The 21432-nt window shown below is 72.3% G+C and carries 25 protein-coding genes and 1 tRNA gene; 6 read left to right on the plus strand and 20 right to left on the minus strand.

The features are described from left to right. Nucleotides 1–47: 47 nt before the first annotated feature. Nucleotides 48–878 carry a 16S rRNA (cytidine(1402)-2'-O)-methyltransferase gene (rsmI, locus tag HAV40_RS34840; RefSeq protein ID WP_166388555.1) on the minus strand — a complete coding sequence of 277 codons (831 nt, stop codon included), beginning with the start codon at nt 876–878 and terminating at the stop codon, nt 48–50. A gap of 84 nt (nt 879–962) precedes the next feature. Between rsmI and HAV40_RS34845 the strand changes: the two genes are divergently transcribed. Then, complete coding sequence (locus tag HAV40_RS34845) at nt 963–2489, plus strand: dolichyl-phosphate-mannose--protein mannosyltransferase (protein ID WP_239086995.1); 1527 nt, start codon at nt 963–965, stop codon at nt 2487–2489. 108 nt (nt 2490–2597) lie between these two features. Here the strand turns inward: HAV40_RS34845 and HAV40_RS34850 are convergent. From HAV40_RS34850 to HAV40_RS34875, 6 genes are all read right to left on the minus strand, one after another. Then, nucleotides 2598–2674: transfer RNA gene (locus HAV40_RS34850), tRNA-Ala, on the minus strand. A 167-nt stretch (nt 2675–2841) separates the two neighbouring features. Beyond that, nucleotides 2842–3642, minus strand: coding sequence for a divisome protein SepX/GlpR (gene sepX, locus HAV40_RS34855; protein ID WP_166388588.1), 801 nt, complete (start codon nt 3640–3642; stop codon nt 2842–2844). A gap of 197 nt (nt 3643–3839) precedes the next feature. Next, the gene (locus HAV40_RS34860) at nt 3840–4463 is read right to left on the minus strand and encodes a GNAT family N-acetyltransferase (RefSeq protein ID WP_166388556.1); all 624 of its coding nucleotides are present in this window, start codon (nt 4461–4463) and stop codon (nt 3840–3842) included. Between the two features lie 28 nt (nt 4464–4491). Then, nucleotides 4492–5796, minus strand: a complete 1305-nt coding sequence (locus HAV40_RS34865) for a molybdopterin molybdotransferase MoeA (protein WP_166388557.1) — start codon at nt 5794–5796, stop codon at nt 4492–4494. A gap of 1 nt (nt 5797) precedes the next feature. Next, nucleotides 5798–6748: a UTP--glucose-1-phosphate uridylyltransferase gene (locus tag HAV40_RS34870; protein ID WP_166388558.1), complete on the minus strand. Its 951-nt coding sequence runs from the start codon at nt 6746–6748 to the stop codon at nt 5798–5800. A gap of 9 nt (nt 6749–6757) precedes the next feature. Further along, nucleotides 6758–9349, minus strand: a complete 2592-nt coding sequence (locus HAV40_RS34875; RefSeq protein ID WP_239086996.1) for a GGDEF domain-containing protein — start codon at nt 9347–9349, stop codon at nt 6758–6760. 151 nt (nt 9350–9500) lie between these two features. On the opposite strand from HAV40_RS34875, the gene HAV40_RS34880 reads away from it, so the two are divergent. Further along, entirely contained in the window at nt 9501–10088 is a 588-nt protein-coding gene (locus HAV40_RS34880; RefSeq protein WP_239086997.1) for a 5-formyltetrahydrofolate cyclo-ligase, read from the plus strand. Nucleotides 10089–10192: 104 nt separating this feature from the next. Beyond that, complete coding sequence (locus HAV40_RS34885; RefSeq protein ID WP_166388559.1) at nt 10193–10522, plus strand: FmdB family zinc ribbon protein; 330 nt, start codon at nt 10193–10195, stop codon at nt 10520–10522. A gap of 73 nt (nt 10523–10595) precedes the next feature. Here HAV40_RS34885 and HAV40_RS34890 read toward each other — a convergent pair whose 3' ends face one another. After that, on the minus strand, nt 10596–10769 hold the full coding sequence (locus tag HAV40_RS34890) for a hypothetical protein (RefSeq protein ID WP_166388560.1): 174 nt from the start codon (nt 10767–10769) through the stop codon (nt 10596–10598). Nucleotides 10770–10789: 20 nt separating this feature from the next. On the opposite strand from HAV40_RS34890, the gene HAV40_RS34895 reads away from it, so the two are divergent. After that, a complete protein-coding gene (locus tag HAV40_RS34895; RefSeq protein ID WP_166388561.1) occupies nt 10790–11080 on the plus strand; it encodes a hypothetical protein in 291 nt (96 codons plus the stop codon). Between the two features lie 3 nt (nt 11081–11083). On the opposite strand, the gene HAV40_RS34900 is transcribed toward HAV40_RS34895, so the two are convergent. Further along, entirely contained in the window at nt 11084–11569 is a 486-nt protein-coding gene (locus HAV40_RS34900) for a DUF2231 domain-containing protein (protein ID WP_166388562.1), read from the minus strand. 148 nt (nt 11570–11717) lie between these two features. Here HAV40_RS34900 and HAV40_RS34905 point away from each other — a divergent pair, with 148 nt between their 5' ends. Continuing rightward, nucleotides 11718–12173 (plus strand): Fur family transcriptional regulator, encoded by a 456-nt coding sequence (locus tag HAV40_RS34905; RefSeq protein WP_409365016.1) that lies wholly within the window; start codon nt 11718–11720, stop codon nt 12171–12173. A 1-nt stretch (nt 12174) separates the two neighbouring features. Here HAV40_RS34905 and HAV40_RS34910 read toward each other — a convergent pair whose 3' ends face one another. From HAV40_RS34910 to HAV40_RS34955, 10 genes are all read right to left on the minus strand, one after another. Beyond that, nucleotides 12175–12987, minus strand: coding sequence for a RecB family exonuclease (locus HAV40_RS34910; RefSeq protein WP_166388591.1), 813 nt, complete (start codon nt 12985–12987; stop codon nt 12175–12177). A 197-nt stretch (nt 12988–13184) separates the two neighbouring features. After that, on the minus strand, nt 13185–13802 hold the full coding sequence (locus HAV40_RS34915) for a MarC family protein (RefSeq protein WP_166388564.1): 618 nt from the start codon (nt 13800–13802) through the stop codon (nt 13185–13187). A 27-nt stretch (nt 13803–13829) separates the two neighbouring features. Beyond that, on the minus strand, nt 13830–14696 hold the full coding sequence (locus HAV40_RS34920; protein ID WP_166388565.1) for a PHP domain-containing protein: 867 nt from the start codon (nt 14694–14696) through the stop codon (nt 13830–13832). After that, complete coding sequence (locus HAV40_RS34925) at nt 14693–15898, minus strand: hypothetical protein (protein ID WP_166388566.1); 1206 nt, start codon at nt 15896–15898, stop codon at nt 14693–14695. Before HAV40_RS34925 ends, HAV40_RS34920 begins: the two co-directional genes overlap by 4 nt. Nucleotides 15899–15900: 2 nt before the next feature. Next, on the minus strand, nt 15901–16587 hold the full coding sequence (locus HAV40_RS34930) for a SigE family RNA polymerase sigma factor (protein WP_166388567.1): 687 nt from the start codon (nt 16585–16587) through the stop codon (nt 15901–15903). 254 nt (nt 16588–16841) lie between these two features. Continuing rightward, a complete protein-coding gene (locus tag HAV40_RS34935; protein ID WP_166388568.1) occupies nt 16842–17738 on the minus strand; it encodes a PH domain-containing protein in 897 nt (298 codons plus the stop codon). A gap of 5 nt (nt 17739–17743) precedes the next feature. After that, nucleotides 17744–17902 carry a hypothetical protein gene (locus HAV40_RS34940; RefSeq protein WP_166388569.1) on the minus strand — a complete coding sequence of 53 codons (159 nt, stop codon included), beginning with the start codon at nt 17900–17902 and terminating at the stop codon, nt 17744–17746. Nucleotides 17903–18059: 157 nt separating this feature from the next. Beyond that, nucleotides 18060–18740 (minus strand): DUF6758 family protein, encoded by a 681-nt coding sequence (locus tag HAV40_RS34945; protein ID WP_322790473.1) that lies wholly within the window; start codon nt 18738–18740, stop codon nt 18060–18062. Nucleotides 18741–18779: 39 nt separating this feature from the next. After that, a complete protein-coding gene (locus tag HAV40_RS34950; RefSeq protein ID WP_166388593.1) occupies nt 18780–19388 on the minus strand; it encodes a TrmH family RNA methyltransferase in 609 nt (202 codons plus the stop codon). Between the two features lie 194 nt (nt 19389–19582). Continuing rightward, nucleotides 19583–20116 (minus strand): hypothetical protein, encoded by a 534-nt coding sequence (locus HAV40_RS34955; RefSeq protein WP_166388570.1) that lies wholly within the window; start codon nt 20114–20116, stop codon nt 19583–19585. 217 nt (nt 20117–20333) lie between these two features. Between HAV40_RS34955 and HAV40_RS34960 the strand changes: the two genes are divergently transcribed. Next, a complete protein-coding gene (locus HAV40_RS34960) occupies nt 20334–20801 on the plus strand; it encodes a MaoC family dehydratase (protein WP_166388571.1) in 468 nt (155 codons plus the stop codon). Nucleotides 20802–20930: 129 nt separating this feature from the next. On the opposite strand, the gene HAV40_RS34965 is transcribed toward HAV40_RS34960, so the two are convergent. After that, nucleotides 20931–21305, minus strand: a complete 375-nt coding sequence (locus tag HAV40_RS34965) for a thiol-disulfide oxidoreductase DCC family protein (RefSeq protein WP_166388572.1) — start codon at nt 21303–21305, stop codon at nt 20931–20933. Between the last annotated feature and the right edge of the window lie 127 nt (nt 21306–21432).

Consider the following 21432-nt stretch of genomic DNA (forward strand, 5'->3'; position numbering starts at 1 on the left):
CGGGGCGCGAACCCCGGCGTAGCAGCACGCGCCGCGTGAAGGGGCCGTCAGCGGCGGGTGGAGAGGTCGTAGACGTCGCGCTTGGGCAGGTGGTGGGCGGCGGCCACGGCGGCGGCGGCGTCCCGGCGCGACGAGCCCGCGGCCACGAGCGCGGTGACCTCGGCGATGAGCTGCTCGTCGGCGGGCCGGGTGGTGTCCGGAACGGCCCCGGCCACGACCAGGGTGATCTCGCCCCGGACCTCCTCCAGCTCGGCGAGCTCGGCCAGCGGCGCGCGGCGTACCTCCTCGTAGGTCTTGGTCAGCTCGCGGCACAGCGCGGCGGCGCGGTCGCCGCCGAACGCCGCCACCAGGTCGGCGAGGGTGTCCCTGACCCGGTGGGTGGACTCGAAGAAGACCAGGGTGCGCTCCTCGGCGGCGAGCGCGGCCAGCCGGGCGCGGCGCTCGCCGCCCTTGCGGGGCAGGAAGCCCTCGAAGCAGAACCGGTCACAGGGCAGCCCGGACAGCGCCAGCGCCGTGGTGACGGCACTCGGGCCGGGGGCGCAGGTGACGGGCAGCCCGGCGGTCAGGGCGGCGGCGACGAGCCGGTAGCCGGGGTCGCTGACGCTGGGCATGCCGCCGTCGGTCACCAGCGCCACCGACTGCCCGGCCTGCATCGCCTCGACCAGTTCGGGGGTACGCCGCTCCTCGTTGCCCTCGAAGTACGAGACGATCCTGCCGGGTATGACCACGTCGAGGTCGCGGGCCAGCCGGAGCAGCCGCCGGGTGTCCTCGGCGGCGACCAGGTCGACCGCGGTGAGCACCTGGCGCAGCCGCGCCGAGGCGTCCGCGGGGTTGCCCAGCGGTGCGCCGCACAGCACCAGCCCGGTGACTTGCGCCATCTGTCCCCTGCCTTCGATACGTTTTTGCCGATCACCGTGAACTCAGGCGACGGTTTCGGAGTTTTTCAGCCTACGATCCTTGGCGTGACCCAGACGGCGACGGTGCCCCCGCAGGCGCCCATCTCTTCCGAGCCGCACGTGCTCAGTGTCGTTCGGCGCCGGCTGCTGCCCCTGGAGCAGCGGCTGAACCCGCACGCGTGGCTGGCCGCGCTGGCGGTCACCTTCCTCGCGGGGGTGCTGCGCCTGTACAACCTGGCGAAGCCGCCCGGCAAGATCTTCGATGAGACCTACTACGCCACCGACGCCCACTGGCTGTGGGAGAAGGGGTTCGAGTGGGACGAGAAGAACGGCACTGCCGGCTATGTCGTACACCCCCCACTCGGTAAGTGGATCATCGGGCTGGGTGAGCAGGTCCTCGGGTACAACGAGGCGGGCTGGCGGCTGTCGGCGGCGGTGTTCGGCACCATCTCGGTGCTGATGTTCACCCGTATCGCGATGCGCATGTTCGGCTCGGTGGTGCTGGGCGGGGCGGCGGGCCTGCTGATGGCGTTCGACGGCATGCACTTCGTGCTGTCGCGCACCGCCCTGCTGGACCTGTTCCTGATGTTCTTCCTGCTGGCCGCGTTCGGCGCGCTGGTGCTCGACCGGGATCAGCGGCGGCTGCGCTGGCTGCGCTTCGTGGAGGGCGGCGGCGACCCGCACGCCAAGGGCCGCGCGAGCCGCCCGGCGTTCGCGGTGCCGTGGTGGCGGCTGGCCGCGGCGGTACTGCTGGGCTGCGCGCTGGCCGTGAAGTGGTCGGCGCTGGCCTTCCTGCCCGTGTTCGTGCTGCTGGTCATCTGGTGGGAGGTCGGCGCGCGGCGCAGTGCTGGGGTGCGCCACCCGATCCGCGACACGATCCTCGACGAGGGCCTGTGGGTGCTCGCCTGCATCCCGATCGTGCTGGGCGTGTACCTGGCGAGCTGGAGCGGCTGGATCTTCACCGAGGGCGGCTACTACCGCGACTACTCCGGCAACTGGCTGGAGAGCCTGTGGCACTACCACGACGAGGCGCAGAAGTTCCACAACGGGCTCAGCTCGGAACACACGTACCAGTCGGCGGGCCCGTGGGCGCCGATCCAGTGGCTGCTGCTGGGGCGGCCGGTGGCCTTCTACTGGTCCGGGGATCCCGGCTGCGGGGTGGACCAGTGCGCGGCGGAGGTGCTGCTGCTGGGCACGCCGCTGCTGTGGTGGAGTTTCCTGCCCGCGCTGGGCGCGACGCTGTGGTTCGGCATCGCGCGCCGCGACTGGCGGGCCGGGGCGATCCTGGCGATGACCGGCGCCGCGCTGATCCCGTGGTTCTTCTTCCCGAACCGCACGATGTTCTACTTCTACGCCATGCCGGCCGAGCCGTTCCTGATCCTGGCCGTCATCTTCGTCTTCGGCGCGATCATGACCTCACCGCCGGGCCTGCCGCAGAACGAGAACAGACAGCTGGTCGGCTCGGTGGCGCTGGGCGCGTTCGTGCTGCTCGTCGTGATCATGTTCGCCTTCTTCTACCCGATCTACACCGGTGAACCCATCCCGTACGTGGACTGGCAGAAACGCATGATCCTCGGCAACAACTGGATCTGAGCACGTCCTCACCGAAGGCCCGTGGGCACGCCGCCACGGGCCTTCGGCGTCGGCGGGACATGGCCCTTGAAACGGCGAAAGCCCAGCTCTTGCGAGCTGGGCTTTCTTTGGTGGAGACGAGGGGATTCGAACCCCTGACCCCCTCGATGCGAACGAGGTGCGCTACCGGGCTGCGCCACGTCCCCCGGTTGGTCCGCCTAACGGACCGGCCAAGGTTAGCAGGTCCGCGGAACGGACGCGAACCCATACCCCGGTGCGTCGCGGGTCACCTTCGAAGATCGCTGTTTCCGGTCCGAACCTGCGGTCCGGCCCCACGTTCTGACCCGAAACGGCGATCTTGAGCGGAGACGCGTCAGGCGGCGGGGCCCGCGTGGTACGGCTTGCCGCGTACGCCGGACTGGCGGCCCCGGTAGGAGATGGTGGCCACGCGGGGTGGCGGGGGCGCGGCGGCGGCCAGGGTGTCGGCCTGGGCCTGCAGGGCGGCCAGCTCCTCCTGGGCGCGCAGCAGCTCCTCCTGGAGCAGGCGGGCGGCCTCGCGGCGGGCCAGGGCGCGGCGGCGCTGGGCGAGCCGGACCTGGGCCTGCTGCTCGGCGAGCCACTGGGCCTGCCGCTCCTCGGCGCGGCGGCGGCGGGCCAGCCGCAGCGCCTGCCCGCGCAGGTGGGCGACGTACAGCAGCAGCACCGAGCCGGTCACCGAGACGCTGATCAGGAAGCCGGGGCTGACCAGCAGCACCCCGGCGAGCTGCACCAGGTTCAGCAGCACGAGCCCGGCGAGCAGCCGCCGGCGGCGGTACACGGCCGGACGGTGCCGCCGGAGGGGCTTGGCGTTCTCCCGCTCGCGCTGGCCGACCAGCCGCAAAGGGGTACGCGACGGGCCGTTGCCGGGTTCGTCGGCGGACCGCCGTCCGCCGGGTCGCGCCGTCTGCAGGGCCGGGGGCGCGGACACGGGCATCGCGCACAGCGCTCGCGGCGGCCGGATCGGGCGGCGGCCGGGCACGGTGCGGCGGCGGCGCTGTCGTGACAGCACCCGCGCGGTTGAGATCGCCCGCTCGGCCACCAGCCGCTCGGTGGCGTCGTACCGGCGCACCAGCGCCGGAGCGAGAGCGAGCAGGCCCGCAGCAGCGAGGACGGCGAGGAGCACCGAGGTCGGCACCCTCTCCCCTCCCTGCGCCGGCGACTGCTCCGGGCAGCCCGCCGGGTCGGCGGACCGCCGTGGACTGGCCACCGGCGTCACCCTTGGTACGGCGGCCGGCCTGATCGATCGGTCACCGTAAGACTTCCAGTGAGGGGAGCCTACGTTCGTGATCACGTGATCGCGTAACGCCACACCGTAAGAAGGTGAAGTCCGGTTCAGCCGCGCCGGCGCCGCCAGCGTGCCAGCAGGCCGCCGTCGGAGGCAACGTCCTCCCAGGTCAGCGCATATCCGATGTGATCACGCCAAGCGCCGTCGATGAACATGTAGTGCGGGTGGTAGCCCTCCTCGCGGAAGCCGAGCTTCTCCACCACACGGCGGCTGGGCTTGTTCTCCGGCCGGATGTTGACCTCCACGCGGTGCAGCCTGCCCGGCCCGAACGCGTGGTCGACGACGAGCGCCAGCGCCGTGGGCATGATGCCGCGCCCGGCGACCCGCGAGTCGATCCAGTAGCCGCAGTACGCCGACGAGAAGGCGCGGCGCACGATGCTGCCCAGGTTGATGTGCCCGACCAGGCGCTCGCGGCCGCCTTCGCGCAGGCAGATCGCGAACGGCATCGACTCGCCCTGCCGCGCGCCGCGCCGCATCGCCCGCCGGATCATGTGGAACGCGGCGGTCGAGTTCAGCTCGGCCCAGGCCGCGGGCGGCGTCGCCTCCCACTGCCGCAGCCAGGCCTCGTTGTAGGTCCGCACCTCGACCCACGACCCGGCGTCGCCGCGCTGGTACGGCCGCAGCACGATGTCCCCGTCGGTGAGCACCGCGGGATAGCCCACCGCGCTCATGCCTGCTCCCCGTTGCGCTCTCGCCCCGTCATCGCCGGCGGTCCAGCAGCAGCACGTCCACGGTGGAGCCCGCAGCCGCGCTGGTAACCCGCTCACCCAGCACCAGTAGTCCGTTAGCCTCGGCCATACCGGCCAGGGTACGGGCACCGCCCGGCAGCGGCTGCACCGTGTAGCCGCCGCCGCGGCGCTCGGCGACCAGCGCCGGGCGGAACTCGCGCAGCCCGCCGGGCGACGCGACGGTCTCCAGCAGGTGGCCGCGCACCGACGGCCGGAACACCGGCTCGGCCCCGGCCAGCACCTGGATCACGGGGCGGGCCAGCACCTCGAATCCGATCAGCGCCGCGCCGGGCTCGCCGGGCAGGCACACGATCGGCACCTCCTCGGCGCTGCCGACGGTGCCGAAGCCGAGCGTGCCGCACGGGTACAGCGACACGTCGGTGAAGGTGACCATGCCCGCGCGGCTGCCGTCGCGGCGCGACAGGATGCGCCGCACCATGTCGCCCGGCCCGGTGCCGGAGCCGCCGGTGGTGATGATCAGATCGGCGCGCAGCGTCTGGTCCTCCAGCAGCGCGCGCAGCGCCTCCGGGTCGTCGTCGCAGATGCCCACGCGGTACGCGTGCGCGCCCGCCTCCGCGGTGGCCGCGGTGAGCGCGTGCGAGTTGACGTCGACGACCTGCCCGGCCTGCGACACGCGACCGGCCTCGACGAGTTCGTCGCCGGTGGACACGATCACGACGCGCGGGCTGGGCCGCACGATCACGTGCCCGATCCCGCTGGCGGCCAGTGCCCCGACCAGTGCCGGGGTGACCGTGGTTCCGGCGCGGGCCAGCACCATGCCCTCGGTGACGATCTCGCCGGTGCGGCGTACGCCGTAGCCGCGTTTGGCGGGGTGGTGCACCTCGACCGAGGCCATGCCCTGGTCGGTCCAGCGGATCGGCACCACCACGTCGGCGGCCTGCGGCAGGGCCGCCCCGGCGGCGACGGAGAAGCAGGTGCCGGGCGTGAGCCGGGCCGGGCGCCAGCTGGACGCGGCGAGGTCGCCGACCACGTTCAGCCTGGCCGGACGGCCCGGAGCCGCCACCGCGATGTCCTCCGAGCGGGCCGCGTAACCGTCGATCGCGGCCTGGTCGAAGGCCGGGTACGGGTGGGCGGCCAGCACGTTGTCGGCCAGCACGTTGCCATGCGCCTGGGTCAGGTCCAGATCCAACGCCGGCAACGCCCGCAACCTGCGCAGCACGCTGCCCAGGTAGTCGGCGAGTGGCGTCAGCTCGCCCGCGGCCGCGGCCGCGTCGAGCTGGACGGGGTCCGGAGTGGACCTGACCGTGGCGGTCATGTCAGGCGGCCTTCCCCGCATTGCCGTCGAGACCAGCGACGAACGACTTCAGCCACTGCGTGAACGCCGGGCCGAGGTCGTCGCGCTCGCTGGCCAGCTGTACGACGGCCTGCAGGTAGCCCAGCGGCATCCCGGTGTCGTAGCGGTGGCCGCGGTACACGATGCCGTGCACCGGGGTGCCCTCGGCCAGCAGCAGCGCCATCGCGTCGGTGAGCTGGATCTCGCCGCCGCTGCCCGGCTTGGTGCGCCGGATCGCGTCGAAGATCGCGCCCGGCAGCACGTACCGCCCGACGACGGCCAGGTTGCTCGGGGACTCCCCGATGGCGGGCTTCTCGACCAGCCCGGTGACCCGCACGACGTTCTCCACGTCGGCGTAGTCGGGACCGGCGTCCGACACCGAGGCGATGCCGTACCGGTTGACCTGGTCGTCGGGGATCTCGATGAAGGCCAGCACGATGCCGCCGGTGCGCGACTGCAGCTCGATCATCTGCGGCAGTAGCGGCTGCGACTCCTCGGTGAACTCGTCACCGAGCAGCACCACGAACGGCGCGTCGCCGACGTGCGACTCGGCGTAGGAGACCGCGTGGCCCAGGCCCAGCGGCTCGCCCTGGCGGCAGGTGTAGATCTCGGCCAGTTCGGACGTGCCGCGGACCGCCGCCAGGCGCTCCATGTCGCCCTTGGCCTCCAGCCGCGCCTCCAGGTAGGGCTGGCGGTCGAAGTGGTCGACCATGCTGGTCTTGCCACGACCGGTGATGAGCAGGACGTCGTTGATGCCTGCCCGCGACGCCTCCTCCACGATGTACTGCAGAACGGGCCGGTCGACGACGGGCAGCAGCTCCTTGGGCACCGCCTTGGTGGCCGGGAGGAACCGCGTCGCCAGACCAGCCGCGGGAATGACCGCTTTGGTGGCCCGCTGACCGTGCGCTTGTGCGTGGGGGGTGTGCTCCGACATGTCGCGAGACTAACGGCCGCGAGCCTGTCGAGGGGCTTGTGGGCTGCTCGACACACCGCCGGATGGGCACAGAACCCCACCTGGCAGCGCAACCTGGAACGTGTCACGCCCGGCGGCCTTGGCCGCGTACAGGGCCTCGTCGGCCGCCTGGAGCACTCCCGCGCCCTGCTGGCCGTGGTCGGGCAGCACGGCCAGTCCGATCGAGACCGTGATGTTGACGTACAGGTCTGGTCCGCCGTCGCGGGCGGGCACGACGATCGGCTCGCGGCGCACCGACTCGCACAGCCGCTCGGCCACGGCGACGCCGCCGACCTCGTCGGTCTCCGGCAGCAGCACCACGAACTCCTCGCCGCCGTGCCGGAAGGCCACGTCGACCTCGCGGATCTCGTACCGGATGCGCTGGGCGAACTCGGCGAGCACGGCGTCCCCGGCGGCATGGCCGTAGGTGTCGTTGATCTCCTTGAACCGGTCCAGGTCCAGGGCGAGCACGCACAGCCTGCGGCCGAAGCGCACGGCCCGCTCGGACTCCCGGCGCAGCGAGTCACGCAGCGAGCGGTAGTTGAACAGCCCGGTCAGCGGGTCGGTCACCGACAGCCGCTGCGCCTCCTCGTGTACGCGCACGTTGTCGACCGCGACCGCGGCCTGACCGGCGAACGTGCGCAGGGTGACCAGGTCGGAGTCGTCGAACTCGTCGCGCCCCAGCCGGTCGTAGAGGGCCAGCACGCCGCGCGCCGCGGGCAGCGCCCCCGGCTGCGGGAACGCGCTCGCCTCGCCCAGCCCCGGGGCCGAGAACGGCACCACCATGTACGTGCGGCAGTCCGGTTCGCCCGGATCGAGCCGCGGGCCGTCCCGCTCGATGCGGCCCAGCCTCGGCACGCCGGTGGCCGCGACCAGGCCGGTCAGGCCCAGCCCGTACGGCACGCGCAGGGTGCCCCGCTCGCCGGTGGTCCACTGCTCGGGCAGGCCCTCGGTGCACTGGCCGACCAGCGCCCCGGTGGCCGGGTCGGCCAGCAGCACCATGCCGGCCGACGCGCCGGTCGCGTGCCGGGCGGTCTGCAGGATGACCCGCAGGATGCGGTCCAGGTCATGGGTGCTGGACAGGGTGTCGCCGAGCACGCCCAGGTGCCCGCGCAGCTGGTCCCGGCTGGCTGTCAGGGCCGCCACGTAGGTGTGCAGCTCGCGGGTCATGTGGTTGAACGCGGTGGCCATCCGCGCGATCTCGTCGTTGCCGCGTACCGGCACCCGGGCGTCCAGGTCGCCCCCGGCGACCCGGTCGGCGGCCGCGGCCAGCTCGACCACCGGCTCGGTGGCGGTCTTCGCCAGCCACCAGGCGACCGACACGGCGACCCCGGCGGTGATCAGGACGACCAGGGTGAGCAGCAGGTAGAGGCCGGTCGGCGGCCGCGCGGGCAGCGACACCGCCAGCGGCAGCGGCTCCCCCGCCACCGGACCGACCCGCGCCACCAGGTGGCCGTTGTCGGCCGAGCCGGTCGCTCCGTCGCGGAGCTTGCCCGCGTACCCGCTGATGGTCGCCGCGTCCGCGCCGAGCATCGTGGTGTGCACCGGCCCGCCGGAACCCGTCTCCTCGGGAGCCGGAGCCAGGTCGACCTCGCGGCCGAACTCGCCCCCGACCGCATCACCCGTGTCGTCGGCTACGTCGTCCGTCCCGGCGCCCGCGCCGTCCGGGACAGCGCCGACCCCGGTGCCGGGTCCGCCCAGCGCCGTGTCCGCGCCGGTGCCGCCCGGTGCGGTGCCGCCCAGGGCCGCGCCCGCACCGGTGACGGCGGTGCCGGGGCCGTCCGCGGTCGGGTCGAGGGGCAGCGCCCCGCCGGTCAGGTCACCGGGCTGCGCCGCCGTCGCCCCGGCCGGGGCCGCGCCGATGCCGCCGGGCACCGCGCCGGGCATCCCGCCGATGGCACCCGCGCCCTCGATGTCATCTGTCGTGTCCTCGCCGGTCAGGTCGTCGCCGGGCGCGCCGCCGGTCGTGCCGTCCGTGCCAGCCGTGCCGTCCGGGTCGGCCGCGCCGGGGTCGTCGCCGGTGGGCTGGTCGGGGTCGGCTGTCGCGGGGACACCGGCTCCGGGCAGCAGGGTCAGCTGTGCGCCGCTGGCCTGGGCGAGGCGGCGGATGAGGTCGCCGTCGACGGTGAGGGCGGCCGAGACGGTGCCGGTCGGCTCGCCGTTCGGGCCGGCCAGCGGCACGCGGGCCGACAGCGCCTCGAAACCGGCCACCGCGTCGGGCCGCACCTGCGGGTCCGGACCGGAGCAGTCGGCCCACGGCGGGGCCGGGGCCTGGGCGGTGGTGACGCCGTCGACGCCGGTGTCGATGTGGACGCCGCCCGCGAGGCCCGCGGCGACCATGCGCTCGGCGGTGGCCAGGCGCTGGTCGGCGGGTGCGGCGGCGACGCCCTCGGCGACGGCGCGCAGCTGGCCGCAGAGCGCGCCGACCGAGGTGCGCACCGAGCCGGCGGCCACGGCCAGCCGTTCAGTGGCCCGCTCGTGGGACACCTTGCTGACCATAGTGCCGACGAAGAAGGCGCCCAGCAGGACGGGGCTGAGGACCACCGCCAGGAAGGCGGTGGTGAGCCGTGCGCGCAGTGTCACACTTTCCCCCTCGGCGGCGGTGAAGTCATCGGCTTCAACGGCGAACGCGGGACTAGGATGCGACGCTTGTGCAACCTGAGGACGTTATGAGTGAATATTCCGTTTTGTCAGTAACCGACCCGGCAGACCCCCGCCGCGCCGCGAGCGCCCGGTGACCACACCGTCCGCCATCAAGCGCGACCTGCGCATTGCCGTACTCGCCGCCCGGCGCGCACTCGGTGACGCGAGCACCGGCTTCGACGCGGCGCTCGCCGAGCGGCTGCCCGAACTGATCTCCCCGGACGCGGCGGTGACGGTGTGCGCGTACGTGCCGATGACCGGCGAACCCGGCGGCCCCGAGCTGCCCGGACGGCTGGCCGCCACGCCCGGCGTGGCCCGCGTGCTGCTGCCGGTGCTGCTGCCCGACCGTGACCTCGACTGGGCCCGATACGAGGGGCCGGACTCGCTGGTGCCCGCCGCGCGGGGACTGCGCGAGCCGACCGGCCGGCGCACCGGAGTGACCGGGATCACCTTCGCTGATCTCGTGCTGGTCCCGGCCGTCGCCGTGGACCGGCGCGGGGTGCGGCTGGGCCGCGGCGGGGGCAGCTACGACCGGGCCCTGGCCAGGGTCGCCGGGGACACGCCGGTCATCGCGCTGCTGTACGACGGCGAACTGGTCGACGAGGTCCCCGCGCAGGCACACGACCAGCGGGTCGGCGGCGTACTGCTGCCCAGCGGCCTGCGGCGCATTCCCGGCTGACGCCGACAGTGTGATCGGCGACAGCCACTTGGCACGTCGCGGGGCGGTCAGGCACTATTAGCACTCGGTATACCCGAGTGCCAGAAATGATCATGGAGGGGAACGTGCCCACCTACCAGTACGCCTGCACCGCTTGCGGTCACCAGCTGGAGGCCGTGCAGTCCTTCGCGGACGAGCCGCTGACCGAGTGCCCGACGTGCGAGGGCACCCTGCGCAAGCTGTTCTCCTCGGTCGGCGTGGTCTTCAAGGGCTCCGGCTTCTACCGCACCGACTCGCGCGGCAGCGGCTCCGGCACCACCCCGGCAGCGGCCGGCAGCTCGTCGGGCAGCAGCTCGTCGAGCAGCGGTTCCTCGAGCAGCGGTTCCTCGTCGAGCAGCAGCACGTCGTCGTCCACCACCTCGGCATCGTCGAGCGCGAGCAGCGGCAGCTCCTGAGGTTCGCCCGCAATGTCCGTTTGCGCGCTATAGTGCGGCGGTGCGTCAGCTCCGCTCCCGCCGTAGCCTGCGGTCAGTCCCAGTGCGGCGGGCGCTCGTCACGCAGCCGGTCGTCGTTGCTCCACGACCGCTCGCCCCAACCCCGGTCGGTGTCCTCACGGGTCTGGTCGGGCAGCACGGGCGTGTCGTCGTCGAGTTCCACCACCCGGTCGTCGTCGCGACCGCCGAACCCAGCCTCAGTGCTCACCCTCGCAGCATAGGGCAGCCGTGGTGACCCGGCCCGCCGACGACCAGTGGCGACGGCCCAACCCGTCCGACAGCGGGGCCGACGCTGATCGAGCCGAAGCCGCGTACCCCGGGCCGCCTCCGGCGGTGCAGCCCCCGCCAGGCTGGCATCCGGCGGTGGCGCCGCGCACGGTCGCCCCGCGTCCGCTGCCCGCCCTGGACCACGACGCGATCGATCTGGCCGAGGAGCGCGCGGACCGGTTCACCAACGCGCTCGGCATCGCCGCGGGCATCGTGCTGATCCTTGTCGCCTGCGTGCAGTGGCGGACCTGACGGTCAGATGTTGCTCCACACCGCCTGGGCACCGGTGTCGCCGGTCTTGAACACGTAGTACGCGGTGGCCGCGGCGGCGAACAGGTTCAGCGCGATCAGCGCCCAGCCGATGGCGCGCGAACCGCTGGTCGCGGGCTTCTTCGCGGCGGAGTGGGTGAACAGCACCAGCGCGATGGCCAGCACACCCAGCAGGGTGCCCGCCCAGGCCGCGGCGTCGCCGTAGTCCTTGTGCAGGTCGACCTGGGCCAGGATCTGCGGCGGGTAGCCCTTCTCGACCAGCGTCGTGAACAGCGCCTCGCCGCTCTGGCGCGCGAACCACAGCGCGATGGGCGCGCCCACCGCGAGCAGCAGCACCGCCCAGCCGATGAAGCGGCGGACCGACGGCGCGAACGCGTAGACCACCACTGCGGCGATCAGCAGCGGGGCGAAGACGACTGCGGCGTGCACGAGCAGGGGGTGAGCCGGCAGGCCGAGCAGTTCCTCGAACACTGTGCCTCCACGTGGATTCCGGGGGTGCGTACCCAAGGTCATGGTGAGCCTAGACCCGCCCACGTCGATGGGACAGAGGGGGAATGGCCCGTGTCGCAGACCACGTAAATCGGACCTTTTCTTGAGAGGATCCAAGTTAGCTGCTGAAATGGTGGTCATGACCGGCGACATCGAGCCTCAGGCTCTCCTTCGCGCGCGGGGCCTGCGGGTGACCCGGCCGCGCCTCGCCGTGCTCGACATCCTCGGCCAGGGCGGCCACCTCGAAGTCGAGGAGATCACCCGGCAGGCGCGCCAGCGCCTCGACTCCGTCTCCATCCAGGCCGTCTACGACGTGCTCGGCGCGCTCGCCCGCGCGGGCCTGGCCCGGCGCATCGAACCGGCTGGCTCCCCGGCCCGCTACGAGGCCCGCAGCGGCGACAACCATCACCACATCGTCTGCCGTGGCTGCGGCGCGATCGCCGACGTCGACTGCGCCACCGGGCAGGCCCCGTGCCTCGACCCGAGCCAGACCCACGGCTTCGCCCTCGACGAGGCCGAGGTCACCTACTGGGGCCTGTGCCCGTCCTGCCAGCGGCTCGCCGCCGAGGACCGCACCCCCGCCTGACTCAGACGGTCGCCGTCTCCACCGCGGCCCAGGTCTCCTTCACCGGCGCGTCCGCGCCCGCCGGGCACACCCGCCGGAAGTCGCACCAGCTGCACAGGCTGCTCGGCCGGACCGGGAAGGCCTCGTCGGGCGGCGTGCCGTCGGCCAGGGCCTTCTCCGCCGCCACGATGTCACCGGCGGTGTCCTCGGCACGCTTGACGTGCCGGGCGATCGACTCCGGGGTGTGCTGGTGCGCGGCGACCGTGCCGGTCGGCAGATGATGCAGCTCGACGGTGCGGCAGGGACGGCGGAACACCCGCTCGGCGGCGAACGCGTACAGCGCCATGGCCAGCGAGCCGCGGGCGTCGTCGGCGTCCAGGCCGGTGCGGCCGGTCTTGTAGTCGACGATCACGGCTTCGCCGTTGCGCGCGTCGATGCGGTCGGCCCGGCCGCTCAGCGCCAGCACGGCCGTCTTCGCCGCCACGGTGCGCTCCACACCCAGCAGGTCGAGTTCCGGATCCAGCTCCGCGGTGTACGCCTCCAGCCAGCCCAGCGCGCGTTCGTACACCGCCCGCTCCTGCTCGTCGTCGCGGTAGCCCTCGCGTACCCAGGTCGCCTTGAGCAGGCGCGGCAGGGCGGCGCTGTTCCGCCGCTCCACGGGCACGTCCCACCAGTTGCGCAGCGCGGTGTGCACGCTCGCGCCGAGCGAGTTGTGCGCCCAGGCGGGCCCCTTCTGCGGGGCGGGCCGGTCGAGGTAGGTGTGCCGGTAGCGGCGGGGGCAGTCGGCGTACGACGAGAGCTTGCTCGGGGTGCACACGAACAGGCGCTCAGGCATCAGATCGAAGCCGAGCTGCTCCGGAACGTCCTTGCCACGGCGGGGTTGGGGGGTTCGGCTCACCGCCAGATCCTGCCAGCCCGGTGGGACACCGGCCACCCGACCCGCCGCCTTTTGTAGACGCTGGCCTATCTCATCGAAAATCCGGCGATCGGAGTCGATGTGATAGGCCAGCGTCTATGAGAAGCCAGGGTGTGTCACGGGTGGGCGGTGGTGAACATCTCGACGAAGGCGCCGACGGAGTCGGCCATCAGCTGGACGGCGATGGCGGCCAGCAGCAGGCCCGCGATCCGGGTCAGCACCTCGATACCGCCGGGTCGCAGCACCTTCACGATGAACCCGGAGTAGCGCAGCACCAGCCACACCGCGACCATGACCGCCACGATGCCGAGCCCGATCGCGAAGTAGTCACCGCCGCTGTCGGCGCGCTGCACGAACAGCATCGTCGCCACGATCGCGCCCGGCCCGGCCAGCAGCGGCGTGCCGAGCGGCACCAGGGCGATGTTGGACGTCGACTGCTGGTCGGGGTCGTCGGCCTTGCCGGTGAGCAGTTCCAGCGCGACCAGGACCAGCAGCAGGCCACCCGCGCCCTGCAGCGCGGGCAGCTGGATGTGCAGGTAGTCGAGGATGGTCTGGCCCGCCACCGCGAAGACCGCGATGACGCCCAGCGCCAGCGCGACCGCGTGCGTGGCGGCCTTGTGGCGCTCCCGGGCGGGCAGTGCCCCGGTCAGCGCGAGAAAGATGGGCACCATTCCCGGCGGGTCGGTGATGACGAGCAGGGTGACGAAGACCTCGCCGAAGAACTTCCAATCCACACCGGATCTTTGCACGCCCGGCAAGGGTTAGCCGACGACTCCCGTGACCGGGGTGGCGCCGGTCGCACCCGCGACGATCCGCGCGAGGGCTCCGGGGGCCGTGGTGTACTCCCCGATCCGCACCTTCTTGTGCGTGCCGTGGAAGTCCGAGCTGCCGGTGACGAACAGCCCCAGCGCGGCGGCGACGCGGCGGACCTCGTCGCGTTCGGCCGGGCTGTGGTCGTGGTGGTCGGCCTCCAGGCCGTCCAGCCCGGCGGCCGCGAGCTGCCCGAAGACCTCCTCCGGCACGACCCGCCCGCGCACCCGGGCACGCGGGTGGGCGAACACGGTCACCCCGCCCGCGCCCTGCACCAGGCGCAGCGCCTCGAACACGTCGAGGTCCTCCTTGGGCAGCCGGTACGGGCTGCCGTTGCCGATCCAGCGCGGGCCGAACGCCTCCTGGGTGTCGGCGACGAGCCCGGCCCGGATCAGCGCGGCGGCCAGGTGCGGCCGCCCGACGGTGCCGCCGTCGGCGTGGGCCAGGATGTCGTCCCAGTCGATGTCGATGCCGTCGGCCCGCATCAGCGCGACCATGCGCTCGGCGCGCCCGAGCCGCGACTCGCGGACCCGGGCCAGTGCCGCGGTCAGCTGCTCGTCGGCGGGGTCGAACAGGTACGCCAGCAGGTGCAGCGGGATGGACTCGCCCGCGCCGTGCCAGCGGCAGCTCAGCTCCGCGCCACGGATCAGGGTGAGGCCGGGCGGCAGCGCGGCGGCGGCAGCCGCCCAGCCGGCGGTGGTGTCGTGGTCGGTGAGCGCGACGACCGCCATGCCCGCCGCACCGGCCTGGCGCATCAGCTCGTCGGGAGGGGTGGTGCCGTCACTCGCGGTGGAGTGCAGGTGCAGGTCGATCGTCACTTGCCGGCGCCGTACGAAGGGATCATGGTCCACCCGGGCTGGACGTCGGGCGGCAGCGTGACCTGGAGCTTCGTGCCGTCGGTCCGGCAGGCGAAGATGCCGTGGGCGTCGGTCTGCGCCAGCGCGGTCCGGGCGTCGGACCAGACCACCGCGTCCACCGCGGTGATCGGGCAGTCGGCCTGCAACACGAGTGCTTCCACCTGCGTCTGTTTCTTGCCTGCCGACGCGGCGTTGATCCGCGACTTGTCCAGGTCGAGGATCTGCAGCCCGCTCGGCGCCGCCACGGCCAGCAACCGGCCGTCGGGGGAGAGCGCTGCGTGCAGCTTGACCAGTGCTCGGGCCAGCAGTTCGCCGCAGCCCAGCCGCGCGCCGATCTTCAGGCCCTTCTTGACCGCGGTGACGTCGACCAGGCACAGCAGCTCGTCCCGGCCCCGCACGATGCCGACGGCGGCGTTGGCCCCGGCGCTGCCGAACACCGCGAGCAGCTCCGCGTTCCAGGTCTCGGTGTACCGCGAGGGCGCCTCGGCGCTCCAGTAGTCGAAGCCCTTGTCGCTGGCGACGACCACGCGCTCGCCGAAGAAGGCCACCGGGGCGGCCGTGGCGGGCACCGGCGACGAGGCGATGGTGGTGCCCCGGTCCTGGCCGGTGACCTTGGTGACCGCCAGCGTGCCCTGGTCGTTGGTGGCGACCCGGGTGCCGTCGTGGCTCACGGTCCACTCCGCCTGCCCGGACAGCGTGACCGGCGTGCCTGCGCTGTTGGGCAGCAGGCGCACGGTGTTGGCGTCGGAGTACACCCAGCCCTCGGGCACCTTGGCGATCATGGAGACGTCGCCGACGTGGTCGAGGTCCACCCGCTGCCCGTCGCTGGTCCACAACTGCTGGCCGACCAGCAGGTCGACCGGCAGCTCCATGGTCGGCAGCTGGGTCTGGCGGCTGGTGGCGGGCTGGTCGGCTCCCCACAGGTTCTGGGAGGTGACCCGGTTGGGGTCGGTGGCGGTCATCGTCGCGGGGCCGAGCCCCTGCGCGGCGACGGCGCCGCCGAGCACGGTCGCGAAGGCGAACACCGTCATCGTGCCCGTCGCCGTCCGCCGTCGCCGCGTCGTCCGGCGCGCCTTGCGGATGGCGCGGCCGGCCGGGTCGGCGGCGGCAGGCAGGGTCTGCGCGCGAGCCGCGAACATCTCACGCAGCTCGTCCTCAAGCATGGTCACCGCCCAGGTTGGCCGACCGGCACACGGGCCGGTCGAACAGCTTCCCTCCGAGGCGACGGCACCGCGGGTGCGGTGACCGGGGTGGGCTCGGCCGTCAGGATGACCTCGCCCACAGGCAGGTCGAGCAACTCCTTGACGACCCTGCCCGCCCGCTGCTTCGGGACCGCCGGCTCCGCCGCCTGCGCGGACGGCAACCTGCCGGTGATTCCCTCAGCGGCCAGCCGCTGCCGCAGCGTGCCCAGGGCGCGTGACGTCTGGCTCTTCACGGTCCCGGGCGAGATCTGCAGCATCGCGGCTGTCTGCGCCTCAGACATGTCCTCGTAGAAACGCAGGACCAGCACGGCGCGTTGTCGTGCCGGCAGAGCTTTGACATGTTTCCACATCACATCGCGCTCTAGCTGCTCTTCGAGGTTGTCCGGGGCTGCCCGTTCCGGGAGGAATTCGGTGGGTCGCTCGCCGTGCCAGCGTCGCCGCCACCAACTGGTCGCGGTGTTCACGAGCACCCGGCGGGCGTACGGCTCCACCGCCTCGATCTGTCCCAGGCGCTTCCACGCCAGGTACGTCTTCGTGAGCGCCGTCTGCAGCAGGTCCTCCGCGGTGGACCAGTCACCGGCCAGCAGGTATGCCGTGCGCAGCAAGGCAGCCGAACGTGCGGTCACGAACTCGCGGAACTCGTCCTCCATGGCCGACCGGTGGCTCACAGACGCACCTCCCATCGCAGGCGTACGTCGCGGACGCCTGACCGAGGCGCGCCGAACGCGCCCATCACCCCGTGTATGAGGCTTCCGCACGCCGTTCGGTTCCCGGTATCGGTGGGATACCCCGTATGCGTAGCCTCAACGGACACACTGCCATGCTCGCGCTAGCGGATCTAGATCTGGCAGTGAACTTTCCTGTCCACCGATCGGCCCTTTCGGCCCAGACCGAATAGTGCCCGCTAATCCTCTTCCGCTTCGCGCCCGAGCCGCGCCTCGACGGCCGCGGGCTCGTACATCTCCTCGACGATGCGCAGGTAGAGCTCGTTCGGGTTGGGCATGTGGTCGACCTTGCTGAGCGCCTGGTCCTGGCCCGCGGATTCCAGCACGAACGTGCCGTAGTTGAGCATGCGGCCCAGCGGGGACTGCTCGTACTTCATGTCGGTGACCTTCAGCAGTGGCATCATCGCCACCTTGCGAGTGATGAGCCCGTTGACGAGCATCAGTCGCTTGTTGGTCAGGATGAAGCGGTCGAAGTACCAGTCGGCGACCACCCAGGCGACCCAGCTCATCACCAGCGCCCAGATCACCACCGCCACCACCCACATGCCCGCGACGTCCTGCTTCGCCAGGAAGCCGGACAGGTAGCCCAGCGCGAAGGTGGCGAAGACGCCGATCAGCAGCGGGTTGGTCAGGTGGACCCAGTGCCGCTTCCACTCCCCGCGGTAACGCTCGGTGGGGAACAGGTAGCGCGCGACCATGGAGCTCGGCTCGTCCTCGAGCGGGAGCACCCGGCGCGGGCCCAGCGGCACCCCGGACGCGTCGAAGCGCAGTCCGGCGAGTTCCTCTTCGCTGAAGTTCGGAAGCTCGTCACCCAGCGGCGCCGTCGAGGCGTCACCGGGGGGTCTGCCTCCGGCGCCGCCCGAGGCGGCACCGGCGTTGGCCCCCACGGTGGCCATGCCGATGAAGTGTGCGTGGTCGCCCGGATCGATGTGCTCGTCCTCAGCCGGTGGCTGGGCCTCCGCACGCGTTCGCGGGATCGGCTCCGTGTCGCGCTCACGGCGACCGGACCACTCCGGGCCGTCAGGGCCCGGAGTGCGCTCTTCGCTTGGCTCGTCCGGCCCCAGACCGCCGATCATGTGAGCTAAGCGACCAGGCTGCCGAAGAAGTCACCGAAACCCTGGGCGATGTCCATGACGGTGCCACCCAGTGTCTTCACGACGTTCGCCGCAGAATCGGGCCGGAACGCCACAAAGAAGATCAAAAAGGCGATGCCGCCCCACGTGAGGATCTTCTTGATCATGTCGGGCTATCCCCCTCCGCCTGGCCTGTGTCCACTCGACATTAGGTGGCCGTGGCGAGACTCAGCGTATCAGTAACGGTGCCTGCCGAGAATCATTAGCGCATATCCGTGCCATGGTCCCTGAGCAGCGTCCGATGAGGAAAGTAAGGAAGTCGACTCAACGCGTGGGACGCAGCCGCGGCGACAGCGCGCCGAACACCAGTTCCGGCGGCAGCCAGTCGCTCAGGTCCTGCAGCACGACGTCCTCGGACAGCAGGTAGCCGGCCTGTGCGGGCCAGGTCACGGCGTACAGCCAGCGGCCCCGAGCCTCCCCCGCGTACGCGCTGCGGTCGTCGGGCGTGGCCACCGCCCACAGTGGAGTCGGATGCCCGTCGGCCTTCACCTTCGCGTGCGCGCCGTGCCCGCCCTCGCGGTCCAGCAGCGCCGGGCCGGGGTCCGGGCCGGACAGCCCGGCGTAGTGCGCGCCGAGCCCCGTCCCCGGCTCCTCGGCGACCAGCACGACGTCGGCCGGGCCGTCGCTGAACGGCGTCGGGCCGCTGCACGCCAGCGCGGTGGCCGACACGCCGAAGCGGTCGTCGCCCGCCCACGCCACGCCCGTGACGGTCCAGCCGGTCGGCAGCGGCCAGAGGCACCACAGCGGCACCCCGGACTCGGCCGCGCGCTTGGTCGCGCAGGCCAGGACGTCATGGTTGACATGGCGGGCGGTGTGCAGCGGCGGCACCGGTCCGTCGCGCTCGCAGACCCAGCCGGAGTGTGCAAGACCGGGCGGCCGCAGATCGCCACCGCACCGCGGACATGACACCGCGAGCCCCATGAGGACAACTGTCCGCCCCGCCATCGGAGCACGTCAAGCCACTCACCAAGATCAGCCTGTGGCTCAGGCGGGGGGCGGCCCGGCGTACGCGCGAATCCAGGCGTGCATGGCGACCGCCGAGGCCACCCCGGCGTTGACCGACCGGGTCGAGCCGTACTGGGCGATCGAGTACATCCGGTCGCAGGCCGCCCGCGCCGCCTCGGACAGCCCCGGGCCCTCCTGGCCGAACAGGAGCACGCAGTGCCGCGGCAGGGTGGTCGTCTCCAGGGGGAGGCTGCCGGGCAGGTTGTCGATGCCGATGACGGCCAGCCCCGCCCCGTGCGCCCAGGCGGCGAAGGGCTCGATCGCGTCGTGGTGGCGTACGTGCTGGTAGCGGTCGGTGACCATGGCCCCGCGGCGGTTCCAGCGACGGCGGCCCACGATGTGCACCTCGGCGGCCAGGAAGGCGTTCGCGGTGCGTACCACCGTGCCGATGTTGAAGTCGTGCTGCCAGTTCTCGATCGCGACGTGGAAGTCGTGCCGCCGGGTGTCCAGGTCGGCGACGATCGCCGCGTGCCGCCAGTAGCGGTACCGGTCCACCACGTTGCGCCGGTCCCCGGCGGCCAGCAGTTCCGGGTCGTAGTGGTCGCCGGACGGCCACGGCCCCGCCCACGGCCCCACGCCGACCGTCAGCTCGTCGTCGGCGGCCGGGCCGCCCGTGCCGAAGCCGTCGGAGACCGCCCCGTCGGCGACGGCCCGGTCCGACGGCGGGGCATCGCGGCCGGTGCGCTCGGCGGGCACACGGACGCCGCCGGGTCGCCGGTCGTGCGGCGGTGCGGCGGCGTCAGCGTCGCGTTCGATGGTCACAAGTGAAGGACTTTAGCTGGTCACACGTTGCGCAGCGCGTCCAGCAGGTCGGCCAGGAAGCGCTGCTCGGCCGGGCTGCGGGTGACCCCGCCGATGCCCAGCAGGCCGCCGGACCGGGACGCGCCGCAGACCTGGTCCGCGATCGCCTTCAGCCAGCGGCGGTAGGCCTGCCCGTCGGCGGGCGTGGCCCGCGAATCGAGCACGATGGCCGCGGCGCGGCAGCTCACCAGCACCTCGGTGATGGCGGCGTGCGGGTCGCGGAACTGCTCGGCGGCGGGCGGATCGGGCTCGGCCTCGGCGTAGATCGCGCCGACGATGGCTTTCACCAGCTCGGAGTCGACGTCGGCTCCGGCGGCGATGGCGTTGATGCCGGCCAGGCCCTCGTCGACCGTACGGCGGTCGCTGTCGGGTTCGGCGGAGGTGGCGGCGATCATGACACGGGCGGGCAGCCGGGTCAGCAGCTCCCACTCGTGCGGCTCGAAGGTCAGTGGGGCGATCTCCCGCCGGTACAGCTGGCGCGAGATCAGGTGATCCGCTGCGGAATTACTCGGCATGGCGACCCTCCTGAGGTCAGCATATGCCGCAAGCGCGGACGCTTGCCGCCAAGCGTGTCAATCACCCCCGGACCGGGGACCCGTTGTCTGTGATGTAGTTCTCGGCACGGTCTATGTACTCACCGGTAACGGCCGTGCAGAATCCTTTTCACCAGGGCGGGCGGCGGGTGCCGGGCAGGCCCCGCCGTTCGCCGCATCCAGGGGCGGGAGACGGACCATGCAGTTCGGGCGCTACTTCGAGGAGTTCGAGGTCGGGGCGATCTACAAGCACTGGCCCGGCAAGACGGTCACCGAGTACGACGACCACCTCTTCTGCCTGCTGACGATGAACCACCACCCGCTGCACCTGGACGCCCACTACGCGGCGACGCAGACCGAGTTCAAGCGCAACGTGGTGGTCGGCAACTACATCTACTCACTGCTGCTGGGCATGTCGGTGCCCGACGTCAGCGGCAAGGCCATCGCCAACCTGGAGGTCGAGAGCCTGCGCCACGTCGCGCCGACCTTCCACGGCGACACCATCTACGGCGAGACCACGGTCCTCGACAAGCGCGAGTCCGGCTCCAAGCCCGACCGCGGCGTGGTCAGCGTCGAGACCCGGGGCTACAACCAGGACGGCACCATGGTCTGCATCTTCAAGCGCAAGGTCATGGTCCCCAAACGCCCCGAAACCGCCCCCGAGTGACCCCGCGGTCCCCGGAGACCCATTTTCATAGACGCTGGCCTATTACATCGAGTATTTGTAGATCAAATTCGATGTAATAGGCCAGCGTCTATTCAAAGGCGGGTGCGGAGCGCCGGCCAGCGTCGCGGGTCAAGGACGAGGTGGGGGTACGGCGCAGGCGGCGGTGCCGCCGGGGAGCTGGTGGCGGTGGCGGGCGACCCAGCGGTACACCGGCCAGGAGGCGAGGCCGACGCCAGGCAGGTCGAGGGCGGCGCCCAGCGGACGCCAGGCTGAGCGGCTCGCGCGCAGGAGCGCGGCGATCGCGTCCGGGCCGGCCAGCGCGGGACGGCCGGGCTCCACGTACTGCACCGCCGCCAGGCACTGCTCCCGGGTCAGGCCGAGGGCGGGCAGGTCGGCGCGGTGCCAGGGCACGATGGCGGCGTCGGTCGGGATCCGGCGGCGGATGAACTCGACGCACCGCGTACAGAAGGCGCAGTCGCCGTCGTAGACGAAGGTGGCGGTCACCTCTACATCGTCGCGCGCAACTCGCCCGCTGTTCGGCGGGATGCCCTGTGTGTCACCTCACCGTCGGTACCGTGGACAGGACGGGAATGCACAGGATGGCGCAGTGGTTTAGATGGACGCTGGTCAC

The sequence above is a fragment of the Catellatospora methionotrophica genome (assembly GCF_011297335.1).
Taxonomy (GTDB): Bacteria; Actinomycetota; Actinomycetes; order Mycobacteriales; family Micromonosporaceae; genus Catellatospora; species Catellatospora methionotrophica.

Excerpts from the sequence above, each read along its gene's own strand:
- rsmI (WP_166388555.1), bottom strand. The coding sequence starts at position 878 with ATGGCGCAAGTCACCGGGCTGGTGCTGTGCGGCGCACCGCTGGGCAAC.
- HAV40_RS34860 (WP_166388556.1), bottom strand. The coding sequence starts at position 4,463 with ATGAGCGCGGTGGGCTATCCCGCGGTGCTCACCGACGGGGACATCGTG.
- HAV40_RS34865 (WP_166388557.1), bottom strand. The coding sequence starts at position 5,796 with ATGACCGCCACGGTCAGGTCCACTCCGGACCCCGTCCAGCTCGACGCG.
- HAV40_RS34870 (WP_166388558.1), bottom strand. The coding sequence starts at position 6,748 with ATGTCGGAGCACACCCCCCACGCACAAGCGCACGGTCAGCGGGCCACC.
- HAV40_RS34905 (WP_409365016.1), top strand. The coding sequence starts at position 11,718 with ATGGTGGTCATGACCGGCGACATCGAGCCTCAGGCTCTCCTTCGCGCG.
- HAV40_RS34910 (WP_166388591.1), bottom strand. The coding sequence starts at position 12,987 with ATGCCTGAGCGCCTGTTCGTGTGCACCCCGAGCAAGCTCTCGTCGTAC.
- HAV40_RS34925 (WP_166388566.1), bottom strand. The coding sequence starts at position 15,898 with ATGCTTGAGGACGAGCTGCGTGAGATGTTCGCGGCTCGCGCGCAGACC.
- HAV40_RS34930 (WP_166388567.1), bottom strand. The coding sequence starts at position 16,587 with ATGGAGGACGAGTTCCGCGAGTTCGTGACCGCACGTTCGGCTGCCTTG.
- HAV40_RS34935 (WP_166388568.1), bottom strand. The coding sequence starts at position 17,738 with ATGATCGGCGGTCTGGGGCCGGACGAGCCAAGCGAAGAGCGCACTCCG.
- HAV40_RS34940 (WP_166388569.1), bottom strand. The coding sequence starts at position 17,902 with ATGATCAAGAAGATCCTCACGTGGGGCGGCATCGCCTTTTTGATCTTC.
- HAV40_RS34945 (WP_322790473.1), bottom strand. The coding sequence starts at position 18,740 with ATGGCGGGGCGGACAGTTGTCCTCATGGGGCTCGCGGTGTCATGTCCG.
- HAV40_RS34955 (WP_166388570.1), bottom strand. The coding sequence starts at position 20,116 with ATGCCGAGTAATTCCGCAGCGGATCACCTGATCTCGCGCCAGCTGTAC.
- HAV40_RS34960 (WP_166388571.1), top strand. The coding sequence starts at position 20,334 with ATGCAGTTCGGGCGCTACTTCGAGGAGTTCGAGGTCGGGGCGATCTAC.